Annotated in this window: 18 protein-coding genes; 14 read left to right on the top strand and 4 right to left on the bottom strand. The window is 37.0% G+C overall.

The window, feature by feature from the left end:
- Together V7147_RS00725 and V7147_RS00720 are read left to right on the top strand one after the other, a co-directional pair.
- The coding region (locus V7147_RS00725; RefSeq protein WP_335365945.1) for a GNAT family N-acetyltransferase at nucleotides 1–501 on the top strand (501 nt) is incomplete at its 5' end.
- A gap of 271 nt (nucleotides 502–772) precedes the next feature.
- Nucleotides 773–1,135, top strand: a complete 363-nt coding sequence (locus V7147_RS00720) for an Asp23/Gls24 family envelope stress response protein (protein WP_335365944.1) — start codon at nucleotides 773–775, stop codon at nucleotides 1,133–1,135.
- 41 nt (nucleotides 1,136–1,176) lie between these two features.
- Here the strand turns inward: V7147_RS00720 and V7147_RS00715 are convergent, their stop codons facing one another.
- Nucleotides 1,177–1,545 carry a YugN family protein gene (locus V7147_RS00715; protein ID WP_335365943.1) on the bottom strand — a complete coding sequence of 123 codons (369 nt, stop codon included), beginning with the start codon at nucleotides 1,543–1,545 and terminating at the stop codon, nucleotides 1,177–1,179.
- Between the two features lie 226 nt (nucleotides 1,546–1,771).
- Here V7147_RS00715 and safA point away from each other — a divergent pair, with 226 nt between their 5' ends.
- From safA to V7147_RS00700, 3 genes are all read left to right on the top strand, one after another.
- Nucleotides 1,772–2,335 (top strand): SafA/ExsA family spore coat assembly protein, encoded by a 564-nt coding sequence (gene safA / locus V7147_RS00710; RefSeq protein WP_335365947.1) that lies wholly within the window; start codon nucleotides 1,772–1,774, stop codon nucleotides 2,333–2,335.
- Between the two features lie 25 nt (nucleotides 2,336–2,360).
- On the top strand, nucleotides 2,361–2,786 hold the full coding sequence (locus V7147_RS00705) for a CBS domain-containing protein (RefSeq protein WP_335365942.1): 426 nt from the start codon (nucleotides 2,361–2,363) through the stop codon (nucleotides 2,784–2,786).
- A gap of 193 nt (nucleotides 2,787–2,979) precedes the next feature.
- Entirely contained in the window at nucleotides 2,980–3,954 is a 975-nt protein-coding gene (locus V7147_RS00700) for a CAP domain-containing protein (protein WP_335365941.1), read from the top strand.
- A gap of 55 nt (nucleotides 3,955–4,009) precedes the next feature.
- Here the strand turns inward: V7147_RS00700 and V7147_RS00695 are convergent, their stop codons facing one another.
- Nucleotides 4,010–4,504: a PaaI family thioesterase gene (locus V7147_RS00695; RefSeq protein WP_335365940.1), complete on the bottom strand. Its 495-nt coding sequence runs from the start codon at nucleotides 4,502–4,504 to the stop codon at nucleotides 4,010–4,012.
- A 138-nt stretch (nucleotides 4,505–4,642) separates the two neighbouring features.
- Between V7147_RS00695 and ylbD the strand changes: the two genes are divergently transcribed.
- The 5 genes from ylbD (at nucleotide 4,643) to V7147_RS00670 (ending at nucleotide 6,696) form a co-directional block, all read left to right on the top strand.
- Complete coding sequence (gene ylbD / locus V7147_RS00690; protein ID WP_335365939.1) at nucleotides 4,643–5,032, top strand: YlbD family protein; 390 nt, start codon at nucleotides 4,643–4,645, stop codon at nucleotides 5,030–5,032.
- A gap of 18 nt (nucleotides 5,033–5,050) precedes the next feature.
- Nucleotides 5,051–5,290, top strand: coding sequence for a YlbE-like family protein (locus tag V7147_RS00685; protein WP_335365938.1), 240 nt, complete (start codon nucleotides 5,051–5,053; stop codon nucleotides 5,288–5,290).
- Between the two features lie 90 nt (nucleotides 5,291–5,380).
- On the top strand, nucleotides 5,381–5,782 hold the full coding sequence (locus V7147_RS00680; protein ID WP_335365937.1) for a hypothetical protein: 402 nt from the start codon (nucleotides 5,381–5,383) through the stop codon (nucleotides 5,780–5,782).
- Between the two features lie 75 nt (nucleotides 5,783–5,857).
- Nucleotides 5,858–6,301 (top strand): YlbF family regulator, encoded by a 444-nt coding sequence (locus V7147_RS00675; RefSeq protein WP_335365936.1) that lies wholly within the window; start codon nucleotides 5,858–5,860, stop codon nucleotides 6,299–6,301.
- A gap of 119 nt (nucleotides 6,302–6,420) precedes the next feature.
- Nucleotides 6,421–6,696: a YlbG family protein gene (locus tag V7147_RS00670; protein WP_335365935.1), complete on the top strand. Its 276-nt coding sequence runs from the start codon at nucleotides 6,421–6,423 to the stop codon at nucleotides 6,694–6,696.
- A 47-nt stretch (nucleotides 6,697–6,743) separates the two neighbouring features.
- On the opposite strand, the gene V7147_RS00665 is transcribed toward V7147_RS00670, so the two are convergent.
- The gene (locus V7147_RS00665) at nucleotides 6,744–7,124 is read right to left on the bottom strand and encodes a DUF7147 family protein (protein ID WP_335365934.1); all 381 of its coding nucleotides are present in this window, start codon (nucleotides 7,122–7,124) and stop codon (nucleotides 6,744–6,746) included.
- Nucleotides 7,125–7,644: 520 nt separating this feature from the next.
- Between V7147_RS00665 and rsmD the strand changes: the two genes are divergently transcribed.
- Both rsmD and coaD read left to right on the top strand, forming a co-directional pair.
- Nucleotides 7,645–8,199: a 16S rRNA (guanine(966)-N(2))-methyltransferase RsmD gene (rsmD, locus tag V7147_RS00660; RefSeq protein ID WP_335365933.1), complete on the top strand. Its 555-nt coding sequence runs from the start codon at nucleotides 7,645–7,647 to the stop codon at nucleotides 8,197–8,199.
- 17 nt (nucleotides 8,200–8,216) lie between these two features.
- Entirely contained in the window at nucleotides 8,217–8,708 is a 492-nt protein-coding gene (gene coaD, locus V7147_RS00655) for a pantetheine-phosphate adenylyltransferase (RefSeq protein ID WP_335365932.1), read from the top strand.
- On the opposite strand, the gene ylbJ is transcribed toward coaD, so the two are convergent.
- Complete coding sequence (ylbJ, locus tag V7147_RS00650; RefSeq protein ID WP_335365931.1) at nucleotides 8,705–9,931, bottom strand: sporulation integral membrane protein YlbJ; 1,227 nt, start codon at nucleotides 9,929–9,931, stop codon at nucleotides 8,705–8,707. The two genes, coaD and ylbJ, sit on opposite strands and share 4 nt — an antisense overlap.
- A gap of 293 nt (nucleotides 9,932–10,224) precedes the next feature.
- Between ylbJ and V7147_RS00645 the strand changes: the two genes are divergently transcribed.
- Together V7147_RS00645 and V7147_RS00640 are read left to right on the top strand one after the other, a co-directional pair.
- Nucleotides 10,225–11,031, top strand: coding sequence for a patatin-like phospholipase family protein (locus V7147_RS00645; RefSeq protein ID WP_335365946.1), 807 nt, complete (start codon nucleotides 10,225–10,227; stop codon nucleotides 11,029–11,031).
- Nucleotides 11,012–12,034 (top strand): SepM family pheromone-processing serine protease, encoded by a 1,023-nt coding sequence (locus tag V7147_RS00640; RefSeq protein WP_335365930.1) that lies wholly within the window; start codon nucleotides 11,012–11,014, stop codon nucleotides 12,032–12,034. The genes V7147_RS00645 and V7147_RS00640 overlap by 20 nt, the downstream gene beginning before the upstream one ends.
- Nucleotides 12,035–12,091: the final 57 nt, after the last annotated feature.

Below are 12,091 nucleotides of genomic sequence, written 5' to 3'. Positions count from 1 at the left end.
ATCTTTACAGAAAACTTATTATTGGTTCCATGTTCTTTAGATATTGCCAAGTCATTAGTTTTTCATCGCAAAGAACTTGAAAAACGATCACCTATAACGATTCCACAAAACTGGCCATCACCATTAATAACAGGTACTCTTCCGTTTTATATAGAAAAACTTGAGAAGGATGAGAATCATTATGGATGGGGTTTATGGCTGATCATTAATTACGCTGATAAACGGATCATTGGCGATATTTATCTTCATGGCAAACCGGATAAGAAAGGTAATGTCCAGTTGACGTATACAATGAATCGCGATTATCAGAAGACCAAATTAACCTATGAAGCTGTTGATGCTTTAATTGATTGGCTCATAACTCAAGCTGAGGCAAAAAAGGTGTTAATGGAATGCAGTGATAGTAATTATCAATCAATCCAATTGTTTGAAAAACTAGGGATGAGATGCACGAAGAAGGATGGTAGATTTTTAACTTGGGAGCTTCGTAAGGTCATCTAACTTTATTCAGCAGAAGTCAAACCCTCCGGCGGATGCCACGATTTTTTAAAGGGAATTTTTCGAGGCAGTAAGATCGAAGACTAAAGACGTCACATCCTGTGGCAACGTCTTCATGACCCACATCCTGCGGGCCTAAAAATCGGGCGGCAAATACGCCAAGGCGAATTTGATTTAATAAAAGATTTATTTAGACTAGTGCCCAATTCATTCTATCATGCATATGGTAGGAGTAACCTTAGTGGTTGTGAATTTGTGAAGGAGTGTGGTTGGGGTGGTTCGAAAATCATTGGAAAATGGTTCCCTATATATTAAGAATGATGTGTTGGCGATGATTGCTTCCATTTGTGCTGAGGATACGGAAGGGGTAACGATTGTTTCTGGTTTAAAGGACGGCGTTTCCGGAATTCTGAATCGGAATTTCCATAAAAATGGGATAACCGTTATCGAAGAAGAAGAAGGGATATCCCTTGAAGTTAAGATTGCCATTGAGTACGGTTTAGAAATTAAAAACACCTGTGAACTATTACAAGAAGCCATTTTACATGAGATAAAAAGCATGACTGGTATTAGTCTTTCAAGTTTAACCATTAAAGTAGAAGGTCTAACAAATTCGCAAGCACTTGCGACAACATAACAAAAAGGAACAGCATTGGCTGTTCCTTTTTGTGTGCAATCCTAAGCGTTTACAACTGCATCAATTTCTTCTTTTACTTTTGCAAGGATGCGATTGCATTGATCAACTAGTGATTTAGGGAAGTTTTCATCTTCGCCATATTCTACACCATGTGGGTAGTAGTACTTACCTACAAATGGAGTAAGTAGCTTAATGACTGCATCTTTTGCATTTTCTTCGATAACCCCTTCAACCGCAAAACCTTGAACGCGAAGGTAGAAAGTATCGCCTTTAATTTCAAATTTACGGTCGTATGTAATTCTTTCATAATCCCACTGACCTGCGAGGATAAACCCTTCTGATCTCATTATGTCAGTTAATCTTGGTAATTCAATTGTTACGTTCTCAATCCCCGTATTTTCAAATCTCATTTAAATTCCCTCCAAAAACCGTCAACTAACGATTTATATGTTCTCAGTATAATAATAGTACGAAAAGATACAAGTTGCAACGTTTGACATTAATATGTCACGAAAAATAAAAAATATTATATGTGAATTTTCTGCGATAATGGTCAAACTAACTTGGAAAGGAGGGACAAGATTGAAGAAAATACTTTTTGTCATTACAAGTTTATTATTTGTTTTAAGTAGTCCAATGATGGCGAATGGACAAGGTACAACTACATACACTGTACAGCGTGGAGATTCCCTATGGAAAATTGCTGTACGTTATCAAGTTGGTTTGTCAGAAATTATTTCAGCAAACCCACAGTTTAGAAATCCGAACCTCATTTATCCAGGTCAAAAAGTCACGATTCCAATCTTGGAAAATGTCAAAAGCATTGAGAATCAAGTGATCTCATTAACCAATCAACAACGTGCAAAATATGGTCTGCCAGCATTGAAGATTGATTGGGAGCTGTCACGGGTAGCACGTTACAAATCAGTGGATATGAGAGATCGAAACTACTTTGAGCATACTTCACCGACATATGGATCACCATTTACGATGATGAAAAACTTTGGTATTTCATATCGTACTGCTGCAGAAAATATTGCAGCTGGACAAAGAACACCACAAGAAGTAATAAATGCCTGGATGAATAGCCCTGGACATCGTGCGAATATTCTCAAATCAGATGTTACGCATATCGGTGTTGGATATGCAGAAGGTGGTTCAAAGAGACATTACTGGACTCAAATGTTTATCGGAAAATAAATTTAAAAAATATGTGGAGGATTCAATGGATACTGTTCGTGATGTAATGAGTACAGATATTGAATATTGTACGCCCCTTGATAATGTTTATGAAGTCGCTGTAAAAATGAAGGATTTAAATATCGGTGCAGTTCCGATATTGGAGGATAAGAAATTAATTGGAATGATCACTGATCGTGATTTAGTGGTTCGAGGATATGCGGCTAAAAGATCTGGCTCTAATCAAGTAACAGATGTAATGAGTGAAGACTTAATTACATGTACACCGGATACTACGCTTGAAGAAGCCTCCCGTTTGATGGCGAAACATCAAATTCGACGGCTGCCAGTTGTCGAAAATACCCAGTTAGTTGGAATTTTGTCACTTGGTGATTTATCAATTAATAAAACATCTGATAACTATGCAGGAGAAGCCTTAAGTGATATCTCCGAACAAGACCAACTACATTAAGACCAGGCACCCAATGGGTGCCTGGTTATTTTTCCTCCAATAACGCATAACTCTAGCAAAATTTTAATATACATGGTAGAAATACCTTTAATGTTAGGAAGTGGTTCTTCTGAAATTTGCTAAGATTGCAGTTATCATTTTACTATTGGGTTCTAGCATTTATTACATTTCTATTAAATACGGGAGAACAGGATTGGTAAATGGTGTTGAATCTACATCAACCATATTAAATCATACGAATATAACGAAACAAAATATCCCTTTTCAAAAAGAAATCCACCAATATAATGGTCTACTTTCGTTGATTGGTATGGAAAGCACCCATATTAAAGAAAAATTAGGAGAACCCCATCGAATTGATCGCTCCTCCTATGATTATGATTGGTGGGTGTATAATGAAAATCCACAAAATTATGTTCAAGTTGGAATTGAAGATGGCAGAGTTGTTACTGTATTTGGAACAGGCAATGATGTTGCAATTGAACCGTTTGAAATTGGACAACCTTTAACAGAACTAGTGTCAAAAGGGTTAATAAAGCCTAAAATTTTATTAAATGTAGATAAGAATCCCTTTCGATTCGAATTAACAGATGAGGAAATGAAAACTAGACCTTTACTTGCATTGGGGAATGTCTATATACAACTATACGTGGACTCATTTACAAATAAAATATCAAGTGTTCGTATTTTAGACGGTAGAACTTTAATAAAACTTCGCCCTTATGAGTTGGTGTACCGTGGGGAATTACTTTCAGCAAAAGAGGTAACACATGCAGAATGGAAAGAAATTGAACAGGGTAACAAAGCCCAAATCCTTGATTTAACGAATGTCATTCGAATAAGACATGGAAGACAACCCTTAAAGAACGACGAACAATTAGCTGAAATTGCTTATTTACATAGTAAAGATATGCAAGTGAATCAATATTTTGACCATACTTCCCCGATAAATGGGGGCCTTGCGGATAGACTAGCAGAAGGGGATATAAGTTATCAATTGGCCGGGGAAAATATTGCGGCAAAATATGTGGACGGAATCGCGGCTGTTGAAGGCTGGCTAAATAGTGAAGGTCATCGTGAAACTCTTTTAAATGAAGAATACAATTACCTGGGTGTGGGTGTGTATGAAAAATACTACACACAAAATTTTATTCAAGTAAGGGACTAAAGAACAGTAAGCTCTCACGCCATTGTGTTTTGCTTACTGTTCTTTTAGATCCTCGTTATTTTTTTGGTCGGTCAATGATAAAGAAACTTCCGGTTGCATGTGCGATTAATTGTCCATCATCACGGTATACTTTACCTTCAGTTACACAAATTTTTGTACCTTTGTGGATGATTTGTGCGACACAGCGTAATTCTTTTCCGATTCCTGGTGACACATAATTTATTTTCATTTCTGTTGTTACTGCTGCCTTATCTTTTGGGATGACGTGGTGAACAACTGACCCCATTGCGGAGTCAAGTATTGTGGCAGTAATCCCTCCATGGACAATTTGTAATGGGTTTTGAATAAGTTCCGTATTAGGAATGGTAATTTCATAGGATTCGTTATCAATAACTTGTCGGTTTGTTTGCAATAAGCCGCCAATATAAGAGCCGTTTTGTTTTGTATGTTTCCGAATCACGGCATCGATTACATGTTCCATTGCCTGTCTTTCTTCTTCATTTGCCTCTAGGAAAAATGTTTGTAATTTTTGTAGAATGCGATCTTCCATTAACCCAACCTCGAATCCATAATATTTTTACTATTCCCATTTTAACAATATCCATATCGTTTTGGCAATTTGGGCGAACCATTCAATTCAATAAAGATAAACTATAGTAGGCAACTGTATGAAATTGAGGTGATAAAGATGGGAAGTCAGCTACATCCATCTGTACAAGAATTTAAGGTCTTCGTTAAAAAACATCCTGTCTTAGTTCAGGAAGTGAGGAAAGGAAAACTTAACTGGCAGGAAGTATATGAAGATTGGTATATTCTTGGTGAGGAAGATGAGAAGTGGAAAAAGTTTAAAGATAAAGATAGCCAGACAGAAAAAAGCGGCAAAACTGATTTTATTGGAAAAATATTTTCATCCTTTAAAAATGCAGATATGAATAATATACAGCAACATATCACAAATGTAGGAGAAGCGATTTCAACAATTCAGGCCGTTATTCATCAGTTCCGTGGGGATGAAAAGCAACAGCAGCTTCAACCTACCCACAAGAGTCCTCATCCTTTTGCCTTTCGCAAAGATTAGGTGAGGAGGTAGTACAGGGTGCGTCAAGAAACATATGAATACCTCAAATCAAAAAAACAACTACGTACTTTTGTCCGTCAAAATCCGATTTGGTACCGAAAATTATCCCGGAATCCACGGGATTTTCGGGGCTTGGAAATCGAAGCGAAGACTTATTTTAAACAAACCATTCCACATAAAGTCCAAAAAATGAACCAGTCCTTGGAAATGGCCTCATTTTTGCTGCAAATGTATCAAGGCATGCGACAAAGTGATTAAGGGGCCACTATTTGTAGTGGCTCTTTCTTTGAATTCACAAGGATATTTAGATAGCTAAAGGAAAAACTAGGAAAAAGGAGTTGGAAGAAGATGTACAAGTATATTTTGCCTCTTTTTTTTCTATGCTTCCTAATCATTCAAATCAATGAACAACCCGTTGCAGCGAGGTTCATTAACTCCGCTTATTTTAGCGAAACGAATGAGTTAGAAATAGATCGTAATATCCAAGTGGAACATCATGTTAGAGGTAGTGATGTGTACTTGGAGTGCATAATCCCGAATTTTATATTCAAGCAAAGCGGTGGCCAGAAAAAGGATGGAGAGGGTCATCTTAATGTCATAATTGATGGGAAGAGAACAGAAAAAATATCGACAGCCGCCTTTATTATTAAAGGACTATCCAGAGGAGAGCATTCATTGAAGATTCAAGTTGTTCATAATGACTTAACCAAATATCCTCTTGAACATACGATTCAGGTCCAAATACATTAACTTTTATTAAGTGAGTTGTCGCAGTAGATGCGATTCGTAAAAATTCATGGTATAGTGAATGTGGAGGTGTTAATTTTGATAGCAACAATCGAAAAAGTTGAAATTCTTGACGAGGCGCGAAGCCTATCATCGATGATTCTACATTCAGAACTAGCGGAGGAATACCGTAGCTGTTTATATACATTACAAAAGGATAGAAAAGCTCAGAAGCTAATCGCTGATTTTCAAATTATGAAGGAAAAATATGATGAGGTTCAACGATTTGGGAAATATCATCCTGATTTTCGAACTGTTTCAAAAGAGACAAGGGAGTTAAAAAGAACGCTTGATCTTCACGAAACGATTGCTGAATTTAAAAAGGCAGAAGATAATCTTCAAAAAGTACTAGATGAAGTCAGCGTGTTATTAGGTGGTGCGGTCTCAGCTAATATTAAGGTGCCAACAGGTAACCCATATTTTGATTCTATCTCGAGCTGTGGCAGTGGCTGTGGAAGCGGTGGAGCATGCGGTTGTAAGTAACCAAATCGTCCTATTTTCTGAAAAAAGTAAGTTTTCTACTTTATTTCGTATTGTAAAATTTTAACTTGTTATGCTACACTATTTAATAACCTATTGAATTGAAATAAGGAGAAAACACTATGATTGGACAACGCCAAGGAATTATTGTTTGGCTTCATTCGCTAAAGCATTCAAAAATGCTGCGTAAATTTGGCAATATTCATTATGTGTCTAAACGTCTAAAATACGTGGTCCTTTATAACGATATGGAAAATACCGATTCAATCGTAGAAAAACTAAATTCACTACCATATGTGAAAAGGGTTGAACCGTCCTATAAACCTTTTTTGAAGATTGAATTTGAGAACAAAAAACCAGATCGTGCAAAGGAATACGATTATAAGATTGGCTTATAAAAAACTTACCAAAAGCAATTTTGCTTTTGGTAAGTTTTTTATTTCATCTACGGGATAAATCGGTTCATTCGTAATATCCCGATTAAATGCTGGTAATAGAGTTCTTTTTCATGAAATACTGTAGAGGGCTTTACTTCCAAAGTGATGATTTGTAAATCTAGCTCATTCGCCACCTCGGCAAAAAGAGTGTAACGTTGAATTTGTTTGACTTCAGGATTAGGGATTCCTTCTCGACAAATATAGATTGCTTGAAAATCCCCAGGCTTTGTCGGCTGAAAGGCTACAGCCAAAGAGGCAACCTTTCTATCCTGTATAGTTGTGAGAAATGCAAAAAGCCTTGAGACTCTGTGTCTATTTCCTCTTGCAAGCTCAAGAAGTTCATAAATATCTGAATAACCTTCGCCTAGTTCAATAAAACGTTGTATCATTCTAAATTCCCCTCAAATTCATAAATTCATATTGTCCATGTATACTTTATCATGAAAAGATTTGAATTAACAAACTAAAACAAAAAAACCCTGCAAGTCTACCTGCAGGGTCCTTCCATTCCATGTTTTCGTTACCGTCCACATGGAAGAAGGCAAAGGGAGAGGAGAAACCGGAGGAAGAACTTATGGGGAAACGTAAGTCTTCTCCGCGGTTGGCAACAACATCCTCGAATGATGTTGTTATTACTAATTATGACCAATTGAAAATTGTGTATACATCATGTCATGTATTTTTATTATGTAAGTTAAATTTTTCTCTAAGAATGGATTGCTAGATTTTTTATATTAATTAACAAACGTTTCCGTTTATGATAGGATAATCTTATTAATTTACCTATATTCAGCAGACGACTTCTGCTGAAAATAGGTAATGCCTTCGGCGGATGCCACAGATTTTTAAAGGAAAAAATCTGGGCGCATATACGCCAAGGCGCATTTGATATAGATAGCGGTGATAGCAGTGAGAGTTGTATCTGGATCGAAGAAAGGTCTCCACTTGAAAGCAGTACCCGGAGTGTCCACTAGACCAACAACAGACAAGGTGAAGGAGTCTATCTTTAACATGATTGGTCCATATTTTGATGGTGGGAATGGACTTGATTTATTTGGTGGAAGCGGTGGACTTGGAATTGAGGCGTTAAGCCGAGGCATTGATAAGGTTATCTTTGTTGACCGTGACCAAAAAGCCATTCAAACGATTAAAGGAAATTTGGAAACCTGTCAATTTGTCGAACATGCGGAAGTATATCGAAACGAAGCATTTCGTGCGTTAAAGGCCATTGTAAAACGGGATATTCAATTCGATCTCATCCTTTTAGATCCGCCATATAAACAACAAAAATTAATAGAGTTATTCGAAGAAATCAGCAAACATCAGTTGTTAACGAAAAACGGTTATATTGTTGCAGAACATGGGTCAGAAGTAGTGTTAGAAAAATCAATCGGGAACCTTCGTTTAGTTCGTCATGAAATTTACGGAATCATTGGGATTTCAATATTTAGACATGAAGAGTGATGGAAAGGAGAATCGGTATGACAAGAATTGCCGTCTGCCCAGGAAGTTTTGACCCAGTCACAAACGGGCACCTAGATATTATCAAACGGGGGGCAAAGGTGTTTGATAAAATTTTTGTTTGTGTATTAAATAATTCTTCAAAACAGCCTCTGTTCACAGTTGAAGAAAGAATTCAGCTATTACAGGAAAGTACTATGGATTTACATAATATTGAAGTTGAATCCTTTCAAGGTTTATTAATGGATTATGCAAGCCAGAAAAATGCGAATGCAATTTTACGCGGATTACGTGCTGTTTCAGATTTTGAGTACGAAATGCAAATTACTTCAATGAATCGTATTTTAAATGAAGAAATTGAAACTTTTTTTATGATGACGAATAACCAATATTCCTTTTTAAGTTCAAGCATTGTGAAAGAAGCTGCCAAATATCATGGAGGAATTTCCGAGCTTGTACCAAAGGCAGTTGAATTAGCGCTTAAGGAGAAATTTAAAAGCCCAGCAAATTAAATGCGAGGGCTTTTCATTTTTCCAGAATAAACGATAATATAACATAATAATGAAAAAATCGTAAATAGAGGTCCATAAGTTAATAACCCGTTCCATAAGGTTTCGATCCAAACGGAAGTCTGCTCCGGAATAAATGGAGAGAAAACACCGAAAGTTTCCTGTGATCCAGCATTTTTCACGTAAAGTGGCTTCCATAAGAAAAATGTAATGAAGCCAGCAAGAAGACCGTGCATAATTCGTGCAAGAAAAAAAGGTTTAAACCTTACATCCGTTTCCGCTAAAATGCTCGCTACCTGTGCTTGTACAGATAATCCACAAAATCCTAGGATAAAGCTGACAGCAATCACCTTTGGAAGTAGTTCAATATGTTCTAATTCACTTGTCATCATTGAACCAGTTGTTATTTCAAATATCCCAGAAATAAGTGGAATGCTGAGTTCGGCAGGCAATTGAAATAGTTTTAATAATATGGATAATCCTGTTCCTACTAATGCAATTACATTAATTAATGAAAGTAGCTTATTAAAAACAGAAAATAGGATGATAAATCCACCAATCATCAATAAGGTATGAATAGAGGTTGTAACTGCGTCGCCTAATAATTGCCCAAAAGGTCTTTTTTCCTTTAGCCTTGTACGGTGTAGTTCCTGTAAGGCTTTTACAATAATACTTTTTTTATCTTCATCCTTAGGGGTATGCTCATCCCCCTTTTTACCATGGAATCTCATAATTAAACCTACAAAAAAATTCCCGACATAATGGCTAACTGCAAGTAAGATCCCTAACCCGGGATTTTCAAAGAAGCCAACTGAAATTGCGGCAAATATAAAAAGGGGATTTGAAGCATTTGCGAAGGAAACGAGTCGTTCTGCTTCAACTCTTGTAATCTGTTTCTCCTGTCTAAGCCGTGCAGCCAATTTTGCACCTGCCGGAAACCCTGAAGCCATCCCCATAGCCCATGCGAAACCACCCACACCTGGTACTCGAAACAGAGGTCTCATTAATGGTTCAAATAAGACACCGATAAATTTAACAATGCCAAAACCAATTAATAATTCTGATAAGATTAAGAAAGGAAGTAACGAAGGAAATACAATCTTCCACCACATTTCCAAACCAACCCTTGAGGCATCCAAAGATTCCTTTGGAAAATAAATAAGTGCAATCGTTAACAATGAAATTCCTGCTGCAATTGTTACTGTTTTGAATCTAGAACGTATCAATGGTACTCCTCCTACAGAAGTCTTTTTCTATACAGCGTGATCGTATGAGTGATAGAATAAGAGAGTCCGTAATTTTCGCAATTTTCTCTCATTTGTACGAACGGTCTTATGGAAAAATAAAAAGAATATATATCAATCATATAGATGGGTTTGGTCATCTATTTAAATATACGTAGATGGGTGACAAGTTTAGACCAAAAGAATGTACAAGTTTTCGATTCTTTTTTCATATAATGTTATAAAAATGCAGGTGAAATTGACCTCATAAGGCATATAGTTAGGGGATGATTCCGATAAACGAACCTATAATTGGATTAGCACTTGGATCTGGAGGAGCAAGAGGATTTGCCCATTTGGGAGTTATTAAGGTACTGTTAGAAAAAAATATTCCGATCAATCTGATTGCAGGAACAAGCATGGGTTCATTGGTCGCAGGCTTTTATGGGGCAGGTCTAGATATCGATCGAATGTATAAGCTTGCTCTTGCTTTTAAGCGAAAGTATTATTTGGATTTTACTGTGCCGAAAATGGGCTTTATTGCTGGGAAAAGAGTGAAGGAATTAATCCGGGTCTTTACACATGGTAAAAATATTGAGCAACTAGATATTCCGATTGGAATTGTAGCAACCGATATATTAACAGGTGAAAAAGTTGTGTTTCGAAATGGTCCAGTCGCTGATGCGGTCCGAGCAAGTATTGCCATCCCTGGAATTTTTGTTCCAGAAAAAATAGATGGACGGATTCTTGTGGACGGTGGGGTAATTGATCGGGTACCTGTTTCTGTTGCAAAGGAAATGGGGGCTGATATAGTTATTGCGGTTGACGTTTCACATGTTAAAATAAATGAAGAGGTTACTTCAATATTTGATGTGATTTTACAGAGCATTGATATTATGCAAAAAGAACTTGTAAAGTATGGAGAATTTTCATCTGATATTATGATCCGACCACATGTAGGACATTATAGTTCACGTGCTTTCACAAATATTGAGGACATGATCCGAATCGGGGAAGAAGAAACAAGAAAACAACTTCCCGCAATCCAAGAAGCAATCGCAAAGTGGAAGGAGTCTTTATTGAATGAAGAAAAAGAGAAATAAGGCCTATTTAAAAGCTCTTGCAGTTGGAGTGGTGCTAGCCATTCTAGGCACCTTTATCCAGCTCCCCTATTACGTGACAAAGCCAGGAATGGCGACAGAGCTTGCTCCAATTATCGAGGTGGAGAACGGCTATAAAGAAGAAGGAGAATTCATGTTAACGACCATTCGCATGGGGCAGGCCAATATCTTTAGCTATGCATGGGCGAAAGTAGCGGAGTACCATGAAATTCTTCCGATTAAGCGAGTAAGAAGAGAAAATGAAAGTGATGAGGAATATACGAATCGACAGCTGTTTTATATGGAGGATTCACAGGAATCTGCAATTTCCGTTGCTTATCAGCATGCGAACAAGCCTGTAACGGTCAAAAATCATGGTATTTACATAATGGGTATCGTTAAAGGAATGCCTGCAGAAAAAGAGCTTAAAGCAGGTGATCGAATTTTTGAAGTTGATGGAAAACAAATCGAAGAACATACAGAATTTATGAAGTATGTTGCAGAGAAAAAAGAAAATGATGTCATCAAGATTTCAGTTGAACGAAATGGTGAAGAGAAAACAGTTTCTGTTCCACTTGCTCCATTTCCAAAAAATCCAGACAAAATTGGAATTGGAATTGAATTAATAACAGATATTGAAGTGGTAACTGAACCGAAAATTGAAATTGATACAAAAAAAATCGGAGGACCTTCTGCAGGACTCATGTTCACACTTGAAATCTATAATCAGTTAACCGAAACAGACTTAACTCATGGATTGCGTATTGCTGGTACAGGAACGATTAATATCGATGGAGAGGTTGGTCCAATCGGTGGGATTGGTCAAAAAATCGTCGCTGCAAATAATTCAGATGTAGATATTTTCTTTGCGCCAAATGAAAATGGTGCAGAAGACTCTGATTACCGTCAAGCTCTAGCAACAGCAAAGGATATCAAGAGTGATATGAAAATCGTACCTGTCGATACATTTGAAGATGCGCTCCATTACTTAGAGAATCTAAAATAATAAAAATAGCCGCTCCTGGTACCGACCCCCAAAAGTTAGAGTAGTAAATCTAACTTT

The organism is Bacillus sp. JJ1521, assembly GCF_036965165.1.
Classification (GTDB): domain Bacteria; phylum Bacillota; class Bacilli; order Bacillales; family Bacillaceae_L; genus Ferdinandcohnia.
This window is presented reverse-complemented; position numbering and strand designations above follow the sequence as displayed.

What these genes read in the sequence shown, in the direction of transcription:
- V7147_RS00715 (WP_335365943.1), bottom strand. Translation starts at nt 1,545, where the DNA reads ATGAGATTTGAAAATACGGGGATTGAGAACGTAACAATTGAATTACCA.
- safA (WP_335365947.1), top strand. Translation starts at nt 1,772, where the DNA reads ATGATGGCGAATGGACAAGGTACAACTACATACACTGTACAGCGTGGA.
- V7147_RS00705 (WP_335365942.1), top strand. Translation starts at nt 2,361, where the DNA reads ATGGATACTGTTCGTGATGTAATGAGTACAGATATTGAATATTGTACG.
- V7147_RS00695 (WP_335365940.1), bottom strand. Translation starts at nt 4,504, where the DNA reads ATGGAAGATCGCATTCTACAAAAATTACAAACATTTTTCCTAGAGGCA.
- ylbD (WP_335365939.1), top strand. Translation starts at nt 4,643, where the DNA reads ATGGGAAGTCAGCTACATCCATCTGTACAAGAATTTAAGGTCTTCGTT.
- V7147_RS00680 (WP_335365937.1), top strand. Translation starts at nt 5,381, where the DNA reads ATGTACAAGTATATTTTGCCTCTTTTTTTTCTATGCTTCCTAATCATT.
- V7147_RS00670 (WP_335365935.1), top strand. Translation starts at nt 6,421, where the DNA reads ATGATTGGACAACGCCAAGGAATTATTGTTTGGCTTCATTCGCTAAAG.
- V7147_RS00665 (WP_335365934.1), bottom strand. Translation starts at nt 7,124, where the DNA reads ATGATACAACGTTTTATTGAACTAGGCGAAGGTTATTCAGATATTTAT.
- coaD (WP_335365932.1), top strand. Translation starts at nt 8,217, where the DNA reads ATGACAAGAATTGCCGTCTGCCCAGGAAGTTTTGACCCAGTCACAAAC.
- V7147_RS00640 (WP_335365930.1), top strand. Translation starts at nt 11,012, where the DNA reads ATGAAGAAAAAGAGAAATAAGGCCTATTTAAAAGCTCTTGCAGTTGGA.